The organism is Nostoc sp. DedQUE05 (assembly GCF_034530955.1).
Lineage (GTDB): Bacteria > Cyanobacteriota > Cyanobacteriia > Cyanobacteriales > Nostocaceae > Nostoc.
The window spans coordinates 72898-97659 of the sequence record NZ_JAVRCB010000021.1 but is presented as its reverse complement, the minus strand read 5'-3'; the positions used below and the strand labels follow the sequence as shown (position 1 = coordinate 97659).

14 protein-coding genes and 3 tRNA genes are annotated in these 24762 nt (G+C 41.5%); 10 read left to right on the top strand and 7 right to left on the bottom strand.

Annotation, left to right across the window (positions count from 1 at the left end):
• The first annotated feature begins 9 nt into the window (after positions 1-9).
• Positions 10-921 carry a metallophosphoesterase family protein gene (locus RMZ42_RS17400; protein ID WP_322672556.1) on the top strand — a complete coding sequence of 304 codons (912 nt, stop codon included), beginning with the start codon at positions 10-12 and terminating at the stop codon, positions 919-921.
• 187 nt (positions 922-1108) lie between these two features.
• Here RMZ42_RS17400 and RMZ42_RS17395 read toward each other — a convergent pair whose 3' ends face one another.
• The 5 genes from RMZ42_RS17395 to RMZ42_RS17375 form a co-directional block, all read right to left on the bottom strand.
• Entirely contained in the window at positions 1109-1954 is an 846-nt protein-coding gene (locus tag RMZ42_RS17395; protein ID WP_322672555.1) for a PEP-CTERM sorting domain-containing protein, read from the bottom strand.
• Between the two features lie 791 nt (positions 1955-2745).
• Entirely contained in the window at positions 2746-5802 is a 3057-nt protein-coding gene (locus RMZ42_RS17390; protein WP_322672554.1) for a hypothetical protein, read from the bottom strand.
• Positions 5803-5832: 30 nt separating this feature from the next.
• Positions 5833-8580, bottom strand: coding sequence for a tubulin-like doman-containing protein (locus RMZ42_RS17385; RefSeq protein WP_322672553.1), 2748 nt, complete (start codon positions 8578-8580; stop codon positions 5833-5835).
• Positions 8581-8600: 20 nt separating this feature from the next.
• Positions 8601-10433: a vWA domain-containing protein gene (locus tag RMZ42_RS17380; protein ID WP_322672552.1), complete on the bottom strand. Its 1833-nt coding sequence runs from the start codon at positions 10431-10433 to the stop codon at positions 8601-8603.
• A gap of 806 nt (positions 10434-11239) precedes the next feature.
• Positions 11240-14164 (bottom strand): GAF domain-containing protein, encoded by a 2925-nt coding sequence (locus RMZ42_RS17375; RefSeq protein ID WP_322672551.1) that lies wholly within the window; start codon positions 14162-14164, stop codon positions 11240-11242.
• A gap of 133 nt (positions 14165-14297) precedes the next feature.
• Between RMZ42_RS17375 and RMZ42_RS17370 the strand changes: the two genes are divergently transcribed.
• Together RMZ42_RS17370 and RMZ42_RS17365 are read left to right on the top strand one after the other, a co-directional pair.
• Positions 14298-14672 (top strand): hypothetical protein, encoded by a 375-nt coding sequence (locus RMZ42_RS17370; protein ID WP_322672550.1) that lies wholly within the window; start codon positions 14298-14300, stop codon positions 14670-14672.
• 13 nt (positions 14673-14685) lie between these two features.
• Entirely contained in the window at positions 14686-15819 is a 1134-nt protein-coding gene (locus RMZ42_RS17365) for a quinone-dependent dihydroorotate dehydrogenase (protein ID WP_322672549.1), read from the top strand.
• Between the two features lie 33 nt (positions 15820-15852).
• Here the strand turns inward: RMZ42_RS17365 and RMZ42_RS17360 are convergent, their stop codons facing one another.
• The gene (locus tag RMZ42_RS17360) at positions 15853-16578 is read right to left on the bottom strand and encodes a hypothetical protein (RefSeq protein WP_322672548.1); all 726 of its coding nucleotides are present in this window, start codon (positions 16576-16578) and stop codon (positions 15853-15855) included.
• Positions 16579-17108: 530 nt separating this feature from the next.
• On the opposite strand from RMZ42_RS17360, the gene RMZ42_RS17355 reads away from it, so the two are divergent.
• From RMZ42_RS17355 to RMZ42_RS17335, 5 genes are all read left to right on the top strand, one after another.
• A tRNA-OTHER gene (locus RMZ42_RS17355) sits at positions 17109-17234 on the top strand.
• A gap of 49 nt (positions 17235-17283) precedes the next feature.
• Positions 17284-17410: transfer RNA gene (locus RMZ42_RS17350), tRNA-OTHER, on the top strand.
• A gap of 44 nt (positions 17411-17454) precedes the next feature.
• Positions 17455-17581 (top strand) — tRNA-OTHER (locus tag RMZ42_RS17345).
• A 37-nt stretch (positions 17582-17618) separates the two neighbouring features.
• Entirely contained in the window at positions 17619-19220 is a 1602-nt protein-coding gene (locus RMZ42_RS17340) for a TROVE domain-containing protein (RefSeq protein WP_322672547.1), read from the top strand.
• A 20-nt stretch (positions 19221-19240) separates the two neighbouring features.
• Complete coding sequence (locus RMZ42_RS17335) at positions 19241-19456, top strand: hypothetical protein (RefSeq protein ID WP_322672546.1); 216 nt, start codon at positions 19241-19243, stop codon at positions 19454-19456.
• Positions 19457-19558: 102 nt separating this feature from the next.
• Here the strand turns inward: RMZ42_RS17335 and RMZ42_RS17330 are convergent, their stop codons facing one another.
• On the bottom strand, positions 19559-20407 hold the full coding sequence (locus RMZ42_RS17330; protein WP_322672545.1) for a peptidoglycan-binding protein: 849 nt from the start codon (positions 20405-20407) through the stop codon (positions 19559-19561).
• Positions 20408-20621: 214 nt separating this feature from the next.
• Between RMZ42_RS17330 and RMZ42_RS17325 the strand changes: the two genes are divergently transcribed.
• Both RMZ42_RS17325 and gorA read left to right on the top strand, forming a co-directional pair.
• On the top strand, positions 20622-22943 hold the full coding sequence (locus RMZ42_RS17325; RefSeq protein WP_322672544.1) for an NB-ARC domain-containing protein: 2322 nt from the start codon (positions 20622-20624) through the stop codon (positions 22941-22943).
• 330 nt (positions 22944-23273) lie between these two features.
• Complete coding sequence (gene gorA, locus RMZ42_RS17320; RefSeq protein WP_322672543.1) at positions 23274-24620, top strand: glutathione-disulfide reductase; 1347 nt, start codon at positions 23274-23276, stop codon at positions 24618-24620.
• Positions 24621-24762 lie beyond the last annotated feature (142 nt).

Here is a 24762-nt window from a genome sequence, read left to right as displayed (position 1 = left end):
GGAATACCAATGCAACGCAGAAAATTTATTGAACACGTAGGCTGGACAGGACTCGGTATTGTCTGGGCTGTTGGTGGAAATGGCTTATTAACTGCCTGTCAGGTGGGAGAACCAAATGCTCAAAAATCATCCACGGCTTCACCGTTTTCCTTCGTTCAAATTAGCGATACGCACATCGGTTTCAAAAAACCTGCAAATGAACACGTGACCGATACACTTCAGAAAGCGATCGATGCGATTAATGCCTTACCTACTCCACCAGCCTTTGTCATTCACACCGGAGATATCTCCCATTTGTCTAAACCAGAAGAATTCGATCTGGCCAAACAACTGCTTTCTCAATTGAAAGTCCCACTATTTACCCTACCAGGGGAACACGATACGATTGGCGATCGCGGCAAAGCCTACGAGGAAGCTTTTAACCGCAAAGATGTCAAAGAAGGCTTACAGGTTTGGGATCGGGGGGGAATACACTTTGTCTCCTTGACCAATGTGCTGGACTTTGGGATAACCGGTACGGGCAAACTAGGTGAGGCGCAACTGGACTTGCTCTCCAAAGATTTGGCAAACCAAAAACAGGATACACCTTTAGTTGTTTTCAGTCATATTCCTCTATACGATCTTTATCCCAAATGGGGATGGGCAACTGCTGATTCGGCTAAGTTGCTTTCACTGCTATCTCGCTTTGCATCGGTAACAGTGTTAACGGGGCACATCCATCAAGTGATTGAGCATAGCGAAGGCAATATTCGCTTCCACACTGCTGCGGCGACTGCCTATCCCCTCCCCGCTCCCGGTGACGGCGATCAACCTGCTCCCGTCAAGCTTCCCGAAAATAATCTTTTGGCAGTGCTGGGATTCCGCACAGTTGAGGTAATTTCCGGGAAGGATACTAGAGTTGACCAACATGCTCTAAGCTAGAAATATAATTCAACAAATACTAAGAGCGATCGCATTCTGGGCGCTTTCGGATATAGTCCAATACGATTCAGTTAAGAATTATTGGTCTTTGAAGACGCGATTATCGCGTCTCACATCAGGTTTTTGGGCTTAACTGAACCGTATTGTTATATGAGCAGTGACAAAAGAAAGTTTTACAGACCTTAAATCAATCCTTATTAACCAACAACGCGAGCGAAGAAGCTCTTTTACGCTTGCGTATCGAGACAGCACCAAACATAGTGCAAGTAAACAGCGAACCTACAATTGTTGAGGGTTCTGGGACAGTATAGACGCTCACCTGATTACTTTTAGATTCTATTAAGGTTAAACGAGTTAACTTATCGAAAGTACGGGAATATTTACCCTTAAAGCTAGTCAAAGCATATTCCTGTGTTCCGCCAAAAGATTTATCAATAGTAGTCTGATTTGAATCAAGAGTTATGTTACTACTCGGTTCAAATACAAAAGCATCATTGTTACCTATAGTTGATAAATTTCCAGAAATCTTGAAATAGTCTAAAAGATTACCAGTATCGCTGTCGTATAACTGATATAAGAACTCTCCACGAGCATTTGCACGTTCAGTCACGGCATCATCAATGGATGTTTTCAGGTTAAATAAGCCACTGAAATCAAAAGAAAACTCTTTGTCAACTATGAAATCATAACCGATAATCCCAGCAAAGCTTTCCGCCGACCCTGTATAGCCATCACCCTGACCTTGAGCTTGGCTGAAGGACAAATTGGAGGCAGAGTTGTTTGTATCGATATTAAACTTAGCCTCAGCGTTAGCATCAGCAGTTACTTGACCACCTGTGCTAATTGCTGTGGTTACATTATCAGTCAAAGTCCTAACATCTGAAGGGCTAGTACTAAAGTTGTTGATGTTGAATTTTGACTCAGAATATGCAATGGTAGCAGCTTGGCTTGGTAAGGTTGCCAATATCGAAGTAGCGATCGCTGGAGTAGCCAATGCAAAAAAACGCTTTACAATTTTGGTGTAGCTTTTCATACAATTTTTTGTTTTGATTTAGAATGTTAAGATTGCAAATTTGTCATGCTTTTCTACTGCCTTACTGATAAGTAAGAACAAGTTATAGGCAAGCAGGATGGTCAGCTTAAGAACTTTTTAAGCCATGTTTGTCTTATGTAGAAGAAATCTTCTATTTCAGGACTAATTTTTATTTACCATCAGCGCAGTTTTATATAAGTAATAACCGTGTAAATAATTTAGTTATTAAGCTCAGTGCGCGTTCAATTGGTTACATATTTATACTAATCGTGCATCCACTAGTTTCTTGTAAAGCTAAAGTAAAAAAGAGCGTTTTTTAATTGGAATTTACGTAAGGATTCCGTAGGGAAAAGTTCACAAATTCAGTAGAGAGGAGTTCATATAAGTTCATATAAGTGATGTTGGTGCCAGAGCATCCTTTGATGAGCAAGCAAGTCACTGTAAAATCAAGCAACGATCGCCTGTACCAATTGTCGAAGTCGGATTGGTATCAATGCGGTTTGCTTAAGATGCACAATCCCAAGATTCTCCTTAGTCCCCCTTAAAAAGCTACGGTGTACACGCAAGTCCTAAAAACCTAGCTTGATAAGACTTTTCTCCTTCCCAGTCCGAAACTGGGAATGCATTGATTGAATCTCTGACTCAATATCTGACTGGAGGTATAAGACCTTGCGCCTCTACGTTAGCGGAGTGCCCCGCAGGGATGGGATATTTTTTAACTAGAAGTCCTTTAGGGGCTGGGATTAAGTCTATATTCAATTTCCAGAGAAGTAAAAAAGGTGATTGAATGCCTAATTCAGAGGGTTATAGTCTGAAAGCAGACGATCTAAAAGCTTACGTTCGTATGGATTTAAAGATGAGGCAGATGTTCCGAATTCCTGTAATTTATGGTAAATAAAATCACCTTCAAATGTTTCGATACGTTCTTCTAAGTCTCCATAGAGTTCCTGAAAGGTGAACTCAGTTGCTAAAGCTAAAGTAATTTGTTCTCGGTCTTTACCAAGTGACCGACCGTTAAATTGATAATCACCTTGAGAATTCTGGGATAGTAGCCGAAGAGCGATCGCTAACAGCAAAGTTTGATAAGCTAGTTTTAACTCTCTACCAGAACCAATTTCTTCTGGGATTAAATCAGGAATGTTTTCGTCTTCATCGATTTGTTCGCTCTGAGTCCGTTCATAGCAGTCTCGATAATACTCAATTTGGCTGAGAAAATAAGCCGGAAAGCCCAAGGAACGAGTCAAAATACACAACCGTTGCTCATCTTCAGCTACCAAAGCGGTTAAACTACGACTAAATCGGCTGTAAAACGCAAAAATTTGTTCTTTATCTTTTGCTCCTACCCAGAGGGTAATCTCCCGTTGAGAAGTTGGGTTTAAGTTAGTGTCAATATCTTGAATTCGTAGTAACAAATTAGCGCTATCATAAAGTTGATTCAAACGCAAATTAGCTGTATTGGCGGCAATTAAATCTGATTGCTTTAATACTTCGCCAATAGACAAATTACCCAATTGCTCAAACTGCTGGCGAGCAAAGGGTATAAGTTTATTCTGAAATTCTTCAGCAGAAATTTTCCACGATTGAGAACGGCTAACCTGTTCCTGAGTAAACTTTTCAGTTGGTAATGTGGAAAGAAAACTTTGGTAATAAGTATCAATATCCGCATCAGTTAGAACCGTGAGCCGAGTTTCGGAGAACTTTGTGGTAGCTCGATCGCGTTGAGCAACCAAATTATTGTATATCTCAGAGAAATCGGACAGACTTTGACGTAAGGTTTCAGTTCTTTGTTTAGCTGTTTTAATCAAATAATTTAACGCCTCGACACGGAGATTTTGGGCGTATAAATCGTACTCTAACTTTAATTGTTCGTTATAGCTGCGACGTAATTCGACGGCGGTTGCTTTAATAGTGCTTTCTAACCGTTTAATTTGTTTCTGAACCTTCTGAATGCGATCGCGAATATTAGTGCTGTACTTGAGCCAAACTATACCTAAGTAAGTCAAAATTGATACCGCAGTCCAAAGCAGATAACTAACTAAGTTAGCCCAAAATTTTTGTAAAAATAGCCATAGTGTTGATTGACTGAAAATTCCGGTCAGAACCAGCAAGGCTAATAAAGCACCAGTAACCAAGGTAGGATAAACGATCAAATACTGTGAACGAAAACGGTTTTCTTCCGTTAGCAGTTCATCTAAGTTATCTGTGGCTTTTTCGAGTTGATTTTCAATGGCTGTTAAGTGGTTCTGAGCTACAACGAGCGCAGCTTCAGCTTGTTCACGAGCGCGAGTGATCGCCATAAAGCGAATTTGTCGAGCTTTTTCGATTTCGGCATTTAACGCTTGACGATAGTCAGCAACTGCTATTTCTAGCTGTTTCTGAGTTATTTGTAACTCTTGCAGTTGTTCTTCAGATTTTCTTTCAGCTAAACCATCTTGTAATTGTTGTTGCCGCAATTTTAAGGATAGAACTTGGTTGAGCAGCTTTTGAGTCTCTTCTCGATCAATTGTTACCTGCAATCTTGAGTCGAGAAATGCTTCAGCCGCACGTAGTTCTGTAACCAGATTTTGGGATTGATCGCCAATGGCATCCGTTTGCAGTTCCAAATACAAAAAGGTCAATATGTTTAATAGCCTAACTCCTTCATGTAAGCCTCTAGGTGTAGCATCAATATAGCTATTTATGCTGCGATCTAAAAAGCTGGTGAGGTTTCCTTGTAGTTGTTTACAACATTTTTCTAACGTGCGCTTATAAGAAAGTAGCTCTTTATTTTCAAACTGCCGATAAGCACGTTGCAATTCCATCCCATATTCCCGCGCCATGCCAGCATGGATGTCAATACGCGGATTAAAATCTTGCCAAACTGGTTTGCCGTTGTCTCGTTCTAATTGCAGAAAAGCATTACTGAAATCTTCGCTGAGAACAAATCCTTTAGCATCTAATAGGCATTTGCGACTTGCTTCGGGAGTGAATTCTGCCTTCGGTAAAAACTGCTCGATGATAATATCGGCAGCAAAGCCAGCACTCAAACGGTTAATAGTTGTTTCTCCTGCGAAAAACAATTCTCCATAACCAAATGAACTATAAGCGGGTATTTTTCCCCGCACTTTTTGTGCGCCAAGCAATAAGCCGTTGGTTTCCGGTTCCACGGTGAGAAAACCTGCCAAAGCATCAGCATAGCTAGGCAAATTATCCTTCAGTCCCCCAATTCGCTCGTCCATCAGCCAGCAGTTATCAAAAGGTGGTACTTTTTGGGCACCTGTAATTACAACGCCACTGATCATTTTGTAATCTAATTCTTTCAGGAAGGCATAAGCAGCACCGTAATCAGCAGTTGTGGCTTGGGTAAATAACCCTGGTAATAGCAATAAAGCTTCTAAGCTGTAAGGAATATCTGTAAAGTACTTAGAAAATAGCCAACGAATCAAGCGTACTATGTCAAAAACTATTCCCCTAGCAAATTGATTGCTGCCTGAAAGCATCAGATATACTCGATGACTGCTGCTGATTTCTACTCCTTGACGTTTCGCTGCGATCGCTTCTTTGGATTGACTAGCCGTTTTCAATAATTCGATCAGTGCAGTTTGCAGTTCGCCAGTCGCTTCACTGAACTGGGTACGAATTTTGGAAACATAAGCTTGTTTACTATGAGTTTGAGCCAGCTCAAAACTCGTGTCAGCAAACTGATCTAACTCGCCACTAAAGCCAAAAGTTTGACCATCCCAAGTTAAATTATAAGTTTGGATTAAACAGGTTTGATCGGCTGGAAATTTTTGCAGTTGCCGTTTAATGGCTGTACAAAAAGCGGCACTGTAAGGATCGAGTGCAAGTAAAATAGTTGGTTTTGGCATGGGGACACTCTCAGAGTGCAAACTATAGGGCTAAATAATCACATCTAAATCTTCCAGGTAAGCTTCAATTTCCTGGATTTCCATTTCTACCTGTTCTTGAATCTGGGCATCAACCTTGCCTCCCTTTAAAACCTGATTGAGGTGATTGATGTAGTTTTGCAAAGTAGATTTGGCTTTGTCTTGGTCTTCGTGGGTAATCTGCTCAACTTTGTTAGCAATTTCCTTGACTAAAGGCAAGTTACTTTTGAAAGCTTTAAATGCTGATTTGCGATCGCCTCCCAATGGCAAAACTCCGCCCTCTAATCTTTTCGCTTGTTCTGTAGAAACAAAATATTTTTTACTCTGATTGACAACCAATTTATAAGGATCGGGTGCTAGCGCTAATGCAAACCAACGCAACGCCCCACCATCATCTTCTGGAGGAATTAAATTAGCTAAGTTTGTCCAATTGCGATGTAAGTGCTTGAAGACTTTATTCGGATCTAGGTAAGCTGACTCCAGTTCCCTCATTCCGTTGAAAGCAAATAAGGGAACACCGACTTCCACCCGAAACAGCATCACTTTATGGGGTTCGCCTGTCGGTACAAAAGAAGGATTATTATTTCCTTTAGGCAAGCGATTAGAAAGAGGTGGATCGCTAAAAATTGTGTTGTTGCTCTCTACTCCGTAGTAATAAAATTCTGTGATTAAGTGCTGCTGTTGAATGGGAATTTCCGAGACTTCATACTGCCACAGAGGAACTGCAAGTTTGCCAAGTTGTTGCAAATCTTGCCCCGCATCTTCGGGATTGCTATCTGCTAAAACCTGCTCAACAGTCATACTGGTGAGAGGATAGTAAGCTTCATTTACAAATTTCAGAATTTCGTTCTTGACATCTTCAGCTTTTTTCTCAGACCAATTCGTTAAAGTTTGAGACTGTTCTCGATGCCAACGGATAAAATCTTCGCCAGTAACTTTGGGACGTTTCGATTGGATATTGATGCGCTGAATGGTGTGAATAAAGGGATTATCGTTACTTCCTTGACGATTGACCTCGTGATAACTCTGTTCTATATCTCGGTAAACTTTATCTAAGTTGCTGTGTAAACGCTGACACTTTTCTTGGATTTGCTCTACCTTAGCCCGTAGTACACCATAGAGTTCAGCCGCTTTATCACACCGTTTCCAATGTAAATAAGTTTTCCACTTTTGGTCAGCCCGTTCTTTGTATCTCTGACAAGCTGCTTGGATCGTGTTTTTATTTGGGAACCAAGTTTCTGCGGCTTCTTTAATTTTTTCTTCCTGAGCTTCTAATTTCAAAGCATTGAAACTGGATTGCGCCTCTTGCGATTTTTGCTGCACACTTTGCTGTAATTCGTCTAATTTTTGGGAAAGTTTGCTCAAAAATTCCAAAACATAAGCTAGCCCATTGGGACGGTTAAGACCGCGTTCCCAGAAAGTTGCGATCGCAGCAGATGCAGTCTGCTCTAAGCGATAAAAACTCAATCCCAGTTCTTGAGCCGTCCGTTGTTCAAATTGATCCAGCTGCCGTTTATAGAGTTCTTTGATTGTCGGTAAAGCTGTGCGATCCTGACGGATTTCGCCAATTCTAAATTCGGGTTTCATCTGTCCGCCGCGATCGCTTTCAGTCAACGCATTCAGGAGAGTAGTCGCTTCTGCTAACTTGCAATCTTCCAAAAAACGGGTGATGTCGCTTTCTAAATCGATTGTTGCGGTAGATGCCATCAACTCATTCTTCAGCAAACTTTGAGCATCTTCTAATTTCATCCGCTCATATTGCTGTACTGGCAGAGTTAGGGTAGCAAAGCCGAAACTACAATAATTGATATTGCGTCCTCGAACTTTTTCACCAGTTGCCAGATAAGCGCGAATATTATCAGCAACGTTAGCAGCGTCTAAACCGATTTGAGAACCAATTTGGATATACAAACCATCTGCAACTAAATTTTGCAAATCGTCTGGACGACCGACTACAGTTCCATTTTTATTAACCCCGTCAATCAAAAATACAGCATCAAAGGGAGGGCGATCGGCTTTGATTTTTTTGGTGCCATAATCAATCTCAATGCTATTAGAGGGTGACAATCCCCAAAAGTGTTCGATTTCCTTGAGAGCGCCATAGGCATTAGACTTCACCAAGTGAGTTTGGGGAATATTGGCAAACACTCTGGGTAAAACAAATACGCCTGTAATATTAGAAAAATTATTCAGATGTTCTCGTGTTAAAAAAGCCGTATCTAAGAATGTGCCACTGCCCGTCCCACCAGCCAAACTGCCAACAATAAAAACTTCGACACCATCCCGGCTGGAAACTTGAAAGTTCTCTGAAAATGCTTGTTTACTAGTGCGAATTTCGCGGACAGTATTGATGGCTTGAGCAATTAAAGCGTCAATATCGCCGACTTTCGCAAATAAGGCGAGCCGTCCCCGGGCCCGAATCTGTCCAGCGCCACTGATTAGGCTGGCTGCGGAAATATCCCTAGGCCACCATTCAGCGATGTGGTCGTTACGTGTTAACGGTAGGGGATTTGCGACAGAAATTGCATAAAGTTCATTAGGTTCTAAGATAACCTTAGTTCCATCAGGTGATTTTTCTCGTTCTTGGATATTTTCAGTAGTATCAATAGAAATAAAACGAATAACTTCTGGAACTGAACCGTAAATATCTATAAATCGCTTTTTAAGTTTGAGTACGACTTCATAACCCGTTCCTCCTAGCCCGATAACAACGGTAGGACGAAAAACAACCGTGGGACGCACAACCGTGGGACTTAACATTCACTTTCCTGTGATATTATTCAAAAGTTTGTCTGCCCACTGCCTGGCTCAGAGGGTCTTTGGTGTTCAATCCAGTTAAATTGCAGTTTAACGTTGCCAATCTGGATGATGTCCTCGTTGAAGAGTTCATCTGTATTTATATTTTTAGTATTGACAAAAATTACACCTTTCAAACACCGTAAATCTATATTCTTTTTGCCTAACCGCCAAACTGTGACTAACTCGGCATCAGAATTTGTCGCAGCAATGGCTGGTACCAAATCACTCAGGCATACTCTAACCTTTTGTAGGTGAGTGAGACTAATCTCTTCGTCTTCCGATGATTGTGGCAGTGGTTCTAGCACTACTAACGCTCCTTCTAAGCGTTTACGGTTGCGGAAATCTTCGACTAATTCCAAGGGGGTTTTGCGTTGAATCAAACAAACTACTATCAGGGCAATTAACAACACCAATAGCAGTAAGAGCAACCAAATAACTATTTTTCGCCATAATTGCATCAAAATATACAGACGGACTTCCGCACTGACAGGAGTAGCAATTGAGCTATCTGGGGTTAGGACTAAAGTGAAAGTGCGATCGCCTGCAAAACTACTATCAGTAATCTGCAACTGCACAGGAATTTTAGTTTCTCCTGGTTGTAAGGATATGGCTGCTGAAAGTTCTGCGATAGAAATATCTTTGAAATTGCCTTGCAGTTGTAAGCTAGCTGTTCCAGATATATTGCTGCGAACTACAAAAGTTTGGGTTTCAGTAGTTTTCCCTGCTTCTATTGAGCCAAAATCTATCTTTGTCGGTTGTATTTGTAGTTGTGACTGAATGGTTACAGGTAAGTCAATTTTAATTGGTGCGATCGCTTGATCTGTGCTGATTAACACCAAGCGCAAGCTACTAGCGCCCCCCTTTGCCTCCGGTGGTATCTGTAAACGCACAGGAATTACTTTTGCTTGATTAGCAGCTAAGTCGATGGTGCGATCGGGTGAAATTAAGCGAATACCACTTTGCTGAGGGTCTTCTAGTTGCAAACTTACCTTAGCATTAACATTACTTATGCCATTAATATTGAGTGGTTCAGTAGTTGTTCCCGGTAATACGGACGGCAAATTTGTAGTAGGTAAATTTACATTAAGCTTGGGTGTAATCAGCACTGGTCTGATATTTTGAGCCAGTTGATTTAGCTGAACTCCTCCAGGATCTCGCAGTACTTTACCCTTGCCACAAAGCGCTGGATTACTAGCAAAGTCATTTAGTTGCTTTTCGTGTTCTTTTAATCCTAAAGACACAAAAAATATGTAAGGCTTGCATTGTTGTTCACGTAGAAATTGGGTATTACCAGGAATAGAATCAGGATTAGGAATACCACGCACATCTTCTAATCCATCTGTCATAAATACGATACTCACAGTACGACCAAGAGCGTCAGCACGTTTATTTAACAGAGCAGAATGTTGCAAAGCCTTTTGCACAGCCTTACCTGTATGAGTACGCACACCCTCGGCTTTAAGAGAGCTAATTATTTGCTTGAGTTTACCTCTGTCTGGGTTACTGTTAATAGTGATATCATTAGCATTTAGAGTGACATCTCGATCAAAGCTATAAATAGTCACTGTGTCGCCTAATCTGGCCGTATTAACAAATTCAGTAATAGAATTTTTGACTGGTTCAAAAATATTTTTTGTTCCACCTACACCACGCATAGAAGCAGAAGTATCTACGACTAAAATCCAGTCAATTCCCCCTTTTGGAGTAATCTGAGCAGATGCAGTATATAAGTTAGGAATTGATATTAGAGCCAAAACAATAATGCTTCGGATTGAACCAAATTTAAACCAATGCTTGAAGTATCTAAAGCTCATTGATGATTCCTCCAAGCATATAAATTCTATATTGGTCTTCCTCAAAGCGGTAACTTAAGAGTTGACATTTAATCCTATTGATTATTAGAAATATTTTATAGCATCCATAGAATTCTCTTGTTTGCAAACTAAGAATCCATAAACCGACAGTTAGAATTTGATACACTGATTCCATCTTATTAACTAAAAAATGTATACTCAAGCTAGTATTAGTATTACAACATCAACATAAAAATTAAATCTGCAAATGCAATATGTAATTCCAAAGTTTTATTTTATATTTAATCATTTATGCAAGATATTAAAGATTATTCGAATACTCAGATAGTAATTAAATCCTGAAAAATTAATTTTTAAAAAATTGCAGTTTAATAATATTTCCAATAGAAACAATTAATATCAAACTTGATTTGGCAAAAGCTATCCAGATAATTATTTTTCTCTGAATAAAATTAATAATAGTGTTTATCGGCATTTTATCAAGTTATATGTTAACCACTATTTTCAAAAATGTCACGTTTTTTCGTAGATATTCAAGTTACTAAAAGCTACCTGTTTAACTCTTGATAGACTCAGTAAATCTATACAAAATAGTTAAGATAATTGCCAATATAATTTTATATTTACGTTTAATTAGCCTTGACAGTGACAAAGACAAATTGTTAAAGCTTGTAGTTATAGCAGTTCTCGTACAAGTAAAATAATTAACCACAGTGCATTTGTACTACTCTTCCCTGGGGTAATGTGAAGCGCATCTGCGTTTAAATTTCAACATTCAATTTGCCGCGATTTTAGGCAAAGCTGCACTAAGAATCATGAATAGCTAACGGCAACAACAAGCGACTGACTACCCGATTATCTGGTAACTGATAGAAATTCAACTCTCCTCCTAGTTCTTGCATGAGGTTTTGGCAGATCGCCAGATGTAAAGCTGGTGGTTGGTCGAGGTTGGAAGGAACAAGCACATCTTTCGGTGTATTATCATCTAGTTCCGTGAGTAGCTGTGGTTCGATCGCACCGTTATATGTGATTGATAATTCTAAAGATGTCTGATGTTCAGCCCCTCCAGTTGTAGAAGAAGAATATTTTATATCTAAGGGTTTTGACGCATCTAAACGGCGACACCAAATATCAATTCTGCTACCGGTTTGAGAACGGTTACAGGCAGTAACCAATAATTCATGGATCACTAATTCAATTTTGACAATATCACCAGCGATCGCCATTGCAGATTGAGCGCTGGAGGGAGGAACGCCTCTAACTAATGAAGAATTCTTGGGTACTTCTTGCTCGTCAATTGGTTGTCCCAAACCATGTACACCAATCCACAGCTTTTGTTGTTTGAGTAAATTTTCAATCCGTTCGAGCGATCGCTTCAGTAAACTGGCTATGGGCATAGTTTCCCAACTAATATGTAGCTGCCAGTGTTCGAGTTTTAGCATTCCACTCATGGAGGTGGCTGTATGGTCTAACTGCCGCAGCAATAGCTGGTAGCGCATCTGAGTCAACTCATTAGCAGGAATGCCCAAATCGTGTATTTGTTTCAGGGAATGGGCCGTTATTCTTTGAATTTCCTCTAGACGACGATGTTTGTACCAGTTGAGTTGTCGTAATTCTTCGGTTGTGGATTCTAAAAGTCGGGTAATTTGCTTTTCACGACGCCACCAAGCTAATTGATAAATCAGAGTTGCTGTTGCACTGAGGTTTTGTTCTGACCAGCGACGCTCTTGATAGTCTACTAGCAATACTACACCTGTAGTTTCATAATCAGCAGTTGTACGTAATGCCATTACCAAAATTTGACTTTTTTCTGGAACATTCAACCATTTCCGGGTTTCTGGAGGTAAATTATCCACCTTCAAAGTCAGATAATTCTCCGTAACAAGTGCCCACTGAATTAAGGCTTCAGCCTGGATAGAAATAGATACATCAGAAAAAATCCCAAATTGGCTATTGTCAATCACTCCAGGAATAATTTCTGCGCGACTTTCACCAGGTGCCCAAGATAGCATTAGCGCTAGGGGACAGCCCAAAATTGAGGCTATTTGTTCGAGTGCTGTACGTTCTAAATGCTTTTTTTCGACCTCAATGCTGTTCTGGGATTGTGTCAGGATGCGTAAGCATTGCTCAAAAGCCTGGGAAGTTTTTTGCTGCTGGGTAGTGCGGTTATGTAATTGCCACTGACGAACAATTACACCAATCTGTTGACTGACAGCCCACAGCAATTCTTTTTCTAGAGTTGTCCAAGAACGATGGCTTTCATGAGTAATTACCAAAAGTGCTGCTGGTATATGCTCGTGAGTACATTTACAAACAAGCAGCGATCGCACATTATTCTCTAATAACAAGGGTCGCCAGTTAAAAAAGCGTAAATCTTCATCTAAGTTCTCAATTTCCACCGCCTGTGTTAAACCTTGCAAAAGCTGCCCATCTAATTCTTTGAGAGTATGAAGAGTAAATGTCAACGGTCGACGATTTTGGGGCTGACTTTGGTAAGTAAATTGATAATTCTTCTGCTCGGCGTCGTACTGCAACAGCAAAAAGCGGGTAGCACCTAATCGAGCTAAAACTCTTTTAGCACAACTGTGTAAAGTTACCTGAAGGTCATGTTCGCTATAGATACCTTGAGCAACTTGGCTAGTCAGTTGAGCATCTTCTTGAATCTGTTTAATTGTACCTTCCATGCTTTCGGTAGGTACAACTAGAGAAATTAAACCAGCAACACCCTGGACAAAATTTTTGTCTGTGTCTGTCCAGATACGAGGTTCGTTGCTTTCCACCGCCAGAAAACCGACTAAGTTCTTTTGCCAGAAAATCGGAGCTGCCAAAAGCGATCGCACCTGCAAGCGTTGCAACAATTTTGCTGTAAAATGGCTTTTTAAAGAACTGCGGGCATCACCAATGGAGACTATTTGGTTAACTGCCAAAGCATAATAAAAATCGCTCAAGTCCTGTACAGTCATTCCCGCTGCTTGCTGACTGCTAGAATTGCGATCCATTTTGACCAGCTGATTGCTCATTCGACACCAAAAGTAGCGCCCTTCGCGCTCAAACCAGTAAACATTTGTCCGGCTGGGGGAGACAAATTTATGAGTTGCTTGCACCGCTGTTTCAAGTCTTTGATTCAGGTTACTGAGGGTGCGTAAATTTTCTAGCAATTCTAATAATGGCTCGTCAGTTCGCCTGGTTTGCTTTTGGTGCTTATGCATCTCATTTTGATAAAGCACTGCCCCCAGTTCACCTAAAACCATCATCAAACGTGCTTTTGTTTCTGCTGTCAGTAGGTAGCCCCAGCGTTCTGAACCCAGTAATACCAAGCCCAAGCAACGGTCTTTGTAGCGAACCGGTAAAATAATCGTTCCCTGGATGTGGAATTTTTCGGCAACTTTTCGCCATTCGGCGGCGCGGATTTCAGTTTGCAAATCAGCTACGCCTAAAGGATGCTGTTCAATTACTACTTGCTCTAATAAATCCCCAGGACTGAGAACAACTCTTTGGCGTAAAAAGCTCATGTCGCGATCGGGTGTGATGCCTCCTTTGCCAAATAATATGTGATTCAGGCGATCGTAAAGAGCAATCCAAATCAGTTTGTAGTCAAACTCTTCCTTGAGATAAGAAATAGTAGTTTCAATCAGAACGTCAACATCATCTTCTTCTCTGAGACTCTGGAGGACGCGCCCCAAAGAGAGGATTTGCTGTTCGGCGGCTATAGGTTTTTGTGGCTGCCCCATCTGATTTCTTGGTTAACATAACTTGTAATATATAAGATGCCCAGAAAAGCACCTTGACTAATATCGCCACAGGTGTTTGCTGAAAGTTATAGCTAACAGGTAGCTGAAAGTTACATTATGGAGTGCGAAGGAAATGGGTGAATCTGCGTCCGATGCTCAAGAAGAGCAGCGACAAGTCTCAGAGGAAAAACGAGAGTCTGCTGAAGATAACAGGCTCTTGCAAGAGAAGGAGCGAGAGTCTGCTGAAGATGTCAGGTTATCACAAGAGGAGCAGCGACAGCTTGCTGAAGAAATGAGAAATTCTGCTGAAGAAACCCAATCCCTTGCTGAAGAAGTCAGGAAAACTGCTGAAAAAATGCGGCGATCTAAAGAAGAACTCCGACAAAGTAAAGAGGAAGCGCGGCAGTATAAAGAGGAACTCCGACAAGCTAGAGAAGAACTCCAGCAAGCTAGAGAGGAACTCCGACAAGCTAGAGAGGAAGCGCAGCAGTCTATCGAATTCGCGTAGTGTAAAGATTGAAATGGATATTTATCAACTTGCTATTCGTCCGCTTTTGTTCAATGTGGTAAAAACCGATTCGGAGTGGTTACACCAGCAGACAATTCGCAGTTTTAGCTGGCTATCAAAAACCCCTGCTAGTTGGGCAAACCAACGCTTACAAAAATCTTTATGTTTGTACGATTCGCGTCTAGAACAAAATTTGTTTGGGCTAAACTTTCCAAATCCGGTAGGATTAGCAGCTGGCTTCGACAAGGATGGAGTAGCTGCGGGCATTTGGTCTAACTTGGGTTTTGGCTTTGCAGAAGTAGGAACTGTAACCTTTCACGCACAGCCAGGAAATCCGCGTCCCCGTTTGTTTCGCCTACCGTTGGATAAAGCTGCTCTCAATCGGATGGGCTTTAATAACAGTGGTGCAGTAGCAATGGCGGCACGTTTGGCACAAGAAAAGCATGAGCTTACCCGATCGATACCCATAGGGATAAATTTGGGTAAATCTAAGATAACTCCCCTAGAAGCAGCTGCACAGGATTATCTCGATAGTTTTCGTTTACTCAAGAATTTGGGAGACTATTTTGTTGTTAATGTCTCTTCTCCCAATACACCAGGGTTACGATCGCTCCAAGATGCTTCTATGCTCAGTGCCATTTTAGATTTATTACAACAAGAAAATACTGCACATAAGCCAATTTTTGTCAAGATTGCGCCAGATTTAGATTGGGTTGCGATCGCTGACATCATAACTCTTGCTAAAACCTACCAACTGGCGGGAATTATCGCCACTAATACAACCATCAGCCGTGATGGACTCAAAACCCAGGTGATTGACCAAACAGGCAAATCACCCCAGGATGAAGCAGGCGGAATTAGCGGTGAACCATTGCGCGATCGCTCCACTGAGGTAATTCGTTTTATTTGGCAGCAAACTCAAGGTCAAATCCCAATTATTGGTGTTGGTGGTATTTTTTCTGCTGAAGATGCTTGGGAAAAAATTACTGCTGGTGCTAGCTTGATTCAGGTTTATACAGGCTGGATTTACGAAGGGCCAATGATGGTACGCCGAATTCTAGCTGGTTTACTTTCCAAGCTAGAACAAAGCGGATTAAATTCCATCAACGAAGCTGTGGGTTTACAAACAAAAATTCCAAAATTCTAATTACGAATTACGAATTACGAATTACGAATTGTTTTACCCTTCTTCCTCCACTGGGAAAAACTCTTTAGTTTTTTCCGAGAATGACCAGGCAATACCATCAGGGTCTTTGCTGCGACTCCACTCAGGAAATTCTGGATCGTTTCGCCGTTTATAAACCGTGCTGGAATAGACATTGAGCCGTTTCGCAAGTTCAGATTGAATCAGAGAGCCAAAAATTAACTGTTTTTCCAGCGATCGTTTAACTTCCTCATCTGTTGGCTGTGGAAGTGATTCGGTTTCTGGTTCTTCCTCCTGCGGGGTTGGTGGTGGTGCTAATAGCGATCGGGCTGTTTTAGTAACTGGTTGAGCTGGAAGTTCTTTAACAGGCTCACTACTATCAAGAATATTGCCGAGAATGCTGGCAGTTATAAAGTAATAAGACTGCCCTGCATCTTCAGAGTTGACTATACTAGCTCCAAATTCCGAGGCTTTACTATCCAAGTAGCGTTTTGCCGTTGTTCCAGGAAAATTGCCCCTGATTGCCAAGTCCATTGGCGTCAGTCTGCCCTGATTTTCACGAACCAATTGATGAAAAATTGGGTTAACTCGATAAGTCCACTGTTGCCATTGATATTCCTGCCAAAGCTTGAAGGCAATTACTAGCACAATTACCGCCAGTAAAATTCTCCAGGTAGTAACTAGGAAAATAATCAAAAACGAGATGGGCAAAAGTAGAACGAGAAAAGCCTTGCCGTTACCTTCTATGGGTTTCTCACTCATGCCGATTTTTGCCAAGTGAATTTTGGGAAATAATATTATTATATTGGCAAAAATTGAGACACTTTTTTGTATCTTTTGGCAAAGTCGCGGCAAAATTTTCGGCAAAAGCTTTATTCAGTAAGTGTTATAGGCTTATTAACTTTTTGCTCATATAAGATTGGTCTGCGATGCCTACGGCGGTAAACTACGCGCAAAAGTTTTTACCAGAAAAAAGAAGGGGGTTGAGATGTATGGCGATCGTAATACATATCAGCTTTTCTTTCCAAAGCAATAATTCTAAATTAGCTTGTCAGACCCTTGACAACAGATAATACGTATACTACATTAATAATACAAGTCAACTTTCATGAGGAAGTTAGCTTTCACCAGTAGCGAATAGCTCAAATGGCAGAGCGCCCACCTTGCCCGGAAGGGCCGACGTATCGAGGGTTATCGCATATAACTAAAACACCCCCGATCAAACTTCTGGAGGTGTAGGTAAAAATCCTACTTCGTTACAGCAAATTTAATGCTGAATTTTGAATTTATATGTAGTGGGTAGCCAAGTGGTAAGGCGCTTAATATCCTTATTCACCCCTTGCCTGCAAAGGCCGACGAATTGAGGGTTATCGTTAAAAACGAGCATTCGCGGGTTCAAATCCCGCTCCACTACACCAAATCTAGTCCTGAATTTTGAATTTTGAATTTTAAATTTTGAATTTTCATGTGGCGGGTAGCTCAGAGGTAGAGCGCTAAACATCCTTGTTCACCCCTTGCCTGCAAAGGCCGACGAATTAGGGTTATCGATTAGGGTTCGAGAGGTCGCAGGTTCAAATCCTGCTCCGCTACACCAAATAATTTTGATAAATTTAAAATCCAAAATCCAAAATTTTCATGTGGCAGATAGCTCAGTTGGTAGAGCGCCGAAAAACATCCTTGTTCACACCTTGCCTGAAAAGGCCGACGAATTTAGGGTTATCGCCTGATAAGCCGGATGTCGCGGGTTCAAATCCTGCTTTGCCACCTTTCATTTTTGCCTGCAAGGGCCGGGAGATGAAGCGATGAATTACAATTTTTTCACTAAAAAGAAGACAACTACACCCCAAAATCAACCTATCCCCGGACGAGAAGCAGAAATGGTTCAGGGACGTTCCGGCGGCTGGATGTTTGATGCTGGTATTTGGAAAATGCTGCGCCGTTGCTTATTGGTTGGCACAGCAAAAAGCACTTACTACGCTGGTAAACAGGAATTAACTGAGGATTTTGTGACAGTTGTAAGACTTGCTGTTGCCGAAAATCCTGGTCGTGTAGCAGAAGAAATTTTGTATGCTAGCGATGGACGCGCCATCAATAACAGCGCGCCTATCTTGGCTTTAGTGTTGCTATCGATGGGTGAAGCACCAGCAGCAAAACAGGCGTTTGGTGAAATTTTCCCGCAAGTTGTCCGCACTGGCAGCCACTTTTATGAATGGTTGAACTACACCAAATCTCTGCGGGGATTTGGCAAAGTAGTGCGGGAAGCTGGTAAAACTTGGCTCTCAAGGGAAGATGTCAAGGGTTTAGCTTATCAACTGTTGAAATATCAACAGCGTCAAGGCTTCTCCCACCGGGATGCGTTGCGGTTGTTCCATGTCAAACCGCCTACAGAAAATCACCGTCAACTATTTGAGTGGGTAGTTAGAGGCTGGGAAGAATTGCCAGCAGATATCCCCTCAGAAGCGTTAGCGCAGATTTGGTGGTATGAGTGGCTGAAGCGGAATCCTACCCAAACCCATGAAGCTATTTCCCAAGGACGCTTAACCCACGAAATGGCTGCACCAGTGGGCAAAATGGACAAGCTTGCTTGGCAGTTGCTATTTCAGGAAATGCCAATAGGTGCAATGTTGCGTAACTTGGGTTCTTTAACCGAACTGGGTGTGTTGCGAACTGACGAAACTGCCAATTTGCTGCGAGTGGAAGCAGTTCTTAACAACAAAGAACATCTGCGTAAAGGTCGCATCCATCCAATTGATGTTTTGAAAGCACTCAAAACATATCAATCTGCTGGGACATTAGGACGCAGTAAGAAAACTTGGAATCCAGTTCCTCGGATTGTAGACATTTTAGAAAAGGCGGTTGAACTGTCTTTTGATGTTGTGCAACCCACAGGTAAAGTATTCATGCACGCCGTAGACGTTTCTGGTTCTATGGGTAGCATGGTTGCAGATATGGGGCTAACTTGCTGTGAAATTGCCACCACAATGGCACTGGTGACAGCAAAAGCAGAGAAAAACTACATGATTCGCGGTTTTGCTACCGAATTCCGGGAATTAGATATTACTGCCAAAGATAGTTTTAGTTCTGCGGTTCGCAAAGCTAGCAATCAAAACTTTGGTGGAACGGATGCATCTGTAGCTTATGACTGGATGATTAAGAATAAGTTTAAAGCTGATGTAGTCTGCTTTTGGACTGACTCGGAAAGCTGGGCTGGGTATAAGCATCCAAGTCAAGCGCTGAAGGAGTACCGCAAAAAGGTAAATCCCAACGTCAAGGCGGTGTATGTCACCTTGACACCTTACCAAATTACTTTGGTAGATCCTGAAGATTCGCTGTCTTGGGATTTGGCAGGGTTCGACCCAGGTACACCTCGGATCGTTCAGATGCTAGCTACGGGTGAATTGTAGAGATTGCTGAAGGGTAAAGGATGAAACACTTTATCCTTCATACTTCATGGCGGGTTATCCTTGTTCGCAACTTGCCTTTCGGGGCCGAAGAATTTAGGGTTATCGGTTACGTCTCCACCATTGTGGGGATTAGCGGGTTCAATCCCCGCACCCGCCTTTGTTTGATTTTTTCCTTACGCAAAGAAGAAAGCGATTTAATTTTTGAATGGTCGTTTTTCTATTTCAGCGATGGGTAAGAGTAGGGTGTCTTCGATGTGCGTAGGCGCAGCCCGTCGTAGACATCGCTATTTTTAGAAGCACAACGATCGCTTATCATCTATTCACCGACTCAATGTTAATTAAATCAATGTCCCCAAAAAACCGATAATTGGTTTCCAAAAGATACCAGTTAACACATAAGGAGCATATTCTAAAAGCGGTAAACTTGAGTGCTTCGAGGGCTTCAGCGGTAAACACTCTAAGAGAAAAGGCACTATACAAGTGAGTCCATAGGCAGTTGCTAAGGCTATATTCCATTTCAGTTCATCTGCTGGTATGGGGCTACAATAAATACCCAGTAGAATGAAAGAGATCATTAAAAACTGCTTACAAAAAAACCAGGATTGGGGCGATAGAAAATAAACTAACTGGAGAAAGCTTTTGTTATCTATTTTTTGTCGCATTCCCATTAATACAGCCCAAGTCGCAGCCCCAACTACGCCATCATCTTTCAGTCCATAAGTTCTTTGAAAGCGTTTAACACCTCTTTCAGTTTCCCTACTAAAATACCCGTCGGGTTCTTTTTTGAAAAATCCTTCTTCATTAAGGATAGTTTGCAGTTCCTTAATAGCATCCTGTAATTTTGGCGACATACTTTTTTGATTGCGATAAAGCTTTGGGTAGAAAAGGCAAGCCCAACTCAGTGGGCCAACGATTCCATCCACCTGAAGATTATTGGCTTTCTGAAAATTTATTACAGCCTCTTCTGTTTCTATGTCAAATTTACCACTAATAGTTGAAAGAAAACCCTGAGCTTGCAATCGCTCTTGTAGTTCATCAATTGATTCCTGTGCAGAGTTTGGCGAAAAGTCTCGGTATAATATGGGACGTTTATTGAATACACAGACTTGTCTTTCTTCTGGGAAATAACGCCGAGATTGTTTTAGTCCAAACAAGAAGGTTAAAAAGCTAAACGCTTTATTTGTCATAATTTTTTAGAAGTCGATTTATCTAGAGCAACTCCTAGCTATTAAAGACTAAAATCGATTTAGATATCTACTAACATTCACTATTAACAGCAACTCAAAAGTTACTAAAATGTTAATACTTGTGGATTTAATAGTTGTTTATAGAATATGTCAAAATTTTGCCGTTAAAATGTTCATTATAAAACATTTAATTAAAGACAAATAGGTGATATTTATGTCAGATCAGTCAGATGGTGGGAATCTGTCGGAAAACTGGTATCAAAAGGTTTCACACGACTGGGATATAGATCGTTTACTGACTGACTTGGAGTCTAAAATTCAAAAGCGATACAGACAAAATACCAAGAAAGACCTGTTACTTGGGTTGCTATGTGGGTATAGCTTGACAAAGATAAGTCAGGACTTGTACAAAGATAACGCTGGTGTAAGAGTAGTATTGAGCAATATCTATCGAGATATTGAAACTTTGACAGGAGAACCCGATAACAGCGTCAGATCGAGCAACCTTATTTATATTCTTGAGAGATATGGATATCGCAGAGGTGTTGCTGCATCTAGTAGCGAAAGCACCTCTATCCCTCACAATCTGCCATCACCAACCTACACAGAATTTATTGGGCGCGAGGCAGATATGAAAAAGCTACTGGAACGCCTTTCGCCAGAGCATGGCGCTCACATGATTACAGTTCATGGTATTGGTGGCGTAGGGAAAACGGCGCTGGTGTTAGCAGCTGCTTACCTGTGCTTAAAAGCTAGTAACGAAAACAGTTCTGATGCACCTAAATTTGATGCGATTATTTTCACTTCAGCCAAACAACAAGAACTGATTCCCGATATGATTTTGCAACGGCAGCAAGGACAGCGTAACCTGCGCGAGATTTTTCGGGTGATTGCCAATGCCTTAAACGACTCTACTATTATTCAATCTCCTCCCAATGACCAATTTGAGCGTGTCCGCCAATGTCTTTCTAAACAGCGAACGCTTCTAATTGTGGACAATATGGAGACTATAGAGGACAGGGATGAGGTTATAGAATTCCTATACAATTTACCCATTTGCGTCAAAGTAGTAATTACTACCCGCGAACGAATTGCCCTGCTACCAATCAGTCTGCGAAACTTGCCTCTGAATGATGGTTTGCAGTTGATTCAGCAACAAGCTGAAGAGAAAGGTATAACTATCCAAGATGCAGACTCTAGCTTGCTCTACGATCGCACTGGAGGAATCCCCCTCGCTATTGTCTACGCACTCGGTCAAGTCTCCAGTGGCTACTCTTTGAACTTCGTATTGGAGCAGTTAGCCTCCGCTACAGGCGATGTGGCTCGTTTTTGCTTTGATGAATCAGTGCAAAATATCAAGGGACAGCCACCCCACAAGTTACTAATGTCATTGGCGATTTTTCCTGACTCTCCCATCCAAGCAGCTGTGGCTGAAGTAGCTGGACTGACATCTGCTCCTGATTCTGTCAATAATGGCCTGGTACGTTTGCAGCAACTCTCATTAGTGAATCTGAACTCAGAGACTAAACGATACGAAATGCTGTCTCTGACTCGTGAGTATGCCTTAGCACAATTAGCTGCTTACCCAGATTTTGAGAAAGAAGCACGGAAACGGTGGGTGAAATGGTATCTAAATTTTGCTTACAGATACGGCGGAGAAGATTGGGAGAACTGGATACATTACGACAGGTTAAAGGAAGAGGAAGGAAATCTACGGGCAGTACTTTATTGGTGTAAAAACCAAGACCATTATGCAGAAGTTAGGGATTTGTGGTTGCTCTTGAACCACTACGCCAATCTCTATGCTTATTGGGACGATCGCCTTGATTGGTTGCAATGGCTGATAGAACAATCAGAACTACGTGGTGAATGGTCATCTTTGGTGAAGTTCATGATCCGCAAAACCTGGCTGTTAATTCGGGAGTGTTCGCCTCAAAGTCTCACACAAGCAGACGAAATATTGCAGCGGGCATGGGTTTTACGCGACCATGCAGATTCATGCGTTCAAGCTGACTTAGCCGAAAGTATGGCTAGACTGCGAATCAGACAGAATAATTATATAGATGCACGCCACTGGCTAACGGTAGAAGAAAAATTAGCGATCGAGGCGAATCTAGACGGGCGACAGCACATCCGCTATTTTATTCCGGTTCTTTATCATCGGGCTGAAATCTTTTATTCAGAAGGGGAATATTTTTCAACCAAGAAGCTATTTCAAGATGTGATGAAAAGTGCAGAAAAAATAAATTGGCATCGGGTGATTAATTCTGCTCAAAATTGGCTTGCTGATATTGCCATCGACCAAGGCGATCGCGATGAAGCTCAAAAGCTATTAATTAAAGGCTTAACTGTCGCCGAAAGTAGCAATAATAAACGGCGTTTGGCTCGTTATCAACGTTCTCTTGCCCGTTGGGAGAGAAGGTGGGGAAGTGTCCAGAAAGCCTGCCAATTATCAACTCAGGCTATTAATAGTTTTGAGCGTTTGGGAATGACAAGGGATGCAGAGGAGATGCAAACTTTACTTGATTGCCCATAATTGTCTGTAAATATCGCATTTCCAGTTGTTTTCTAGCATGGCTGCTGCCCAAATTAGGCAATGGGTTACACCTTGTCGTCAGCGATCGCACTTCTAAGTTTTGCTCATGATAAAATACTTTATTTGTCAATAAAGTGTAATATAACTTAGTAATCATTGGGCGATCGCTATTCTTTTCGATTTAATACTATTAATGCGGCAATCTGCGAAATATTAGCCAGGTTTCATCCCAAATTGTCCACCCAAAGACAGTAGATGAAGTTTTGTGTGAATAACTATAAGGTATGAAATAGCTCTGCATTCCAAAAAGTGAAAAAGGAACAGATTTTTATGACATTTGATTACGATTTGTTTGTCATTGGTGCTGGGCCTGGGGGATTGGCAGCAGCTAAAAAAGCCGCTAGTTATGGTGTACGTGTCGCCATTGCCGAACAAGAAGCTATTGGTGGCACCTGTGTAAATCGCGGCTGCGTTCCAAAAAAGCTGATTGTCTACGCTGCTGACTTCGCCCTCAAAAATCAAATCGCACAGAGTTATGGGTGGAGTGACTGTCAAACATACTTTGACTGGACATTATTTATTAAGTCAGTACATCAGCATATTGACAGCGTTAACCAATCCTATTTTCAGCAATTGCAAAAAGCTGGAATTGAATTAATTTCTCAACGTGTCACTTTCATCGATACCCATACGATCGATATTGATGGACGCAAAGTTACAGCCGACAAAATTTTAATTGCTGTGGGAGGACAACCCCTTAAGCCCAAAATCCCAGGTATAGAATACGCCATCACATCCCGCGAGATGTTTCAGCTACCCTATCTGCCAAAACGTTTAGCAATTATTGGCGGCGGCTACATTGGCGTAGAATTTTGCAGTATGATGCACGCTTTCGGTTGCGAGGTGACGGTGATTGAAAAAGACGAGATGATTTTATCGGGGTTTGACGATCGCATTTGCTCTGCTGTACAACAGGGGTTGATTAAACGCGGAATTAAGTTTTTCACCAATAGCACTGTTCAAGAAATCAAATACTCAGAAGAAGGTTTGTTGTTAACTATTACTGGTGAGAGCCAAGAAATAATTACAGCAGATACCATCTTAGTTGCCACAGGTTACGCTCCAAATACCAAGAATCTTGGTTTGGAAAATGCCCATGTTGAACTTGGCGAAGATGGTGCAATCAAAGTAGATGAATACAGTCGCACCAGTCAAGAAAACATTTTTGCTGTGGGTGACTGCACCAGCCGCGTGCAATTGACTCCAGTGGCTAAGGCAGAAGGTATTGTCTTTGCCGATACAGTTTTTGGGAACAAGGCGCAAAAACTAAATTATGATTATGTGCCCACTGCTGTTTTTTGCCGTCCAGAAGCGGCTAGTGTGGGGATGACGGAGGCGAAAGCACGAGAAAAATTTGGTGAATCTGTAGAATGCTACTGCACCGAGTTCCAACCACTGTTGTATCAGATGATCGAACAGGATGAGCCAACCACTATAAAGTTAGTGGTAAATAGTGATTCTGGGCAAGTTTTGGGCGCTCACATGGTGGGCGAACATGCAGCAGATATCATTCAAAGTTTAGGTGTGGCAATTCGCAAGGGCATTACCAAGGAAGATTTGGATGAAACAATAGGCATTCATCCCACGACAGGAGAAGAATTTCTGTCGTTAAATTAAATCATGTGCAGGACTGAGTGAAAAAGCCACAAATGAGAAGGGGGAAATCTTTCTTCTCATTTTCCTATTTTCCTGCCCGATTATACTTTGACAACTCCAAAAATTAATACCAGTTCAATTAATGATTGCAACACATCTTTGA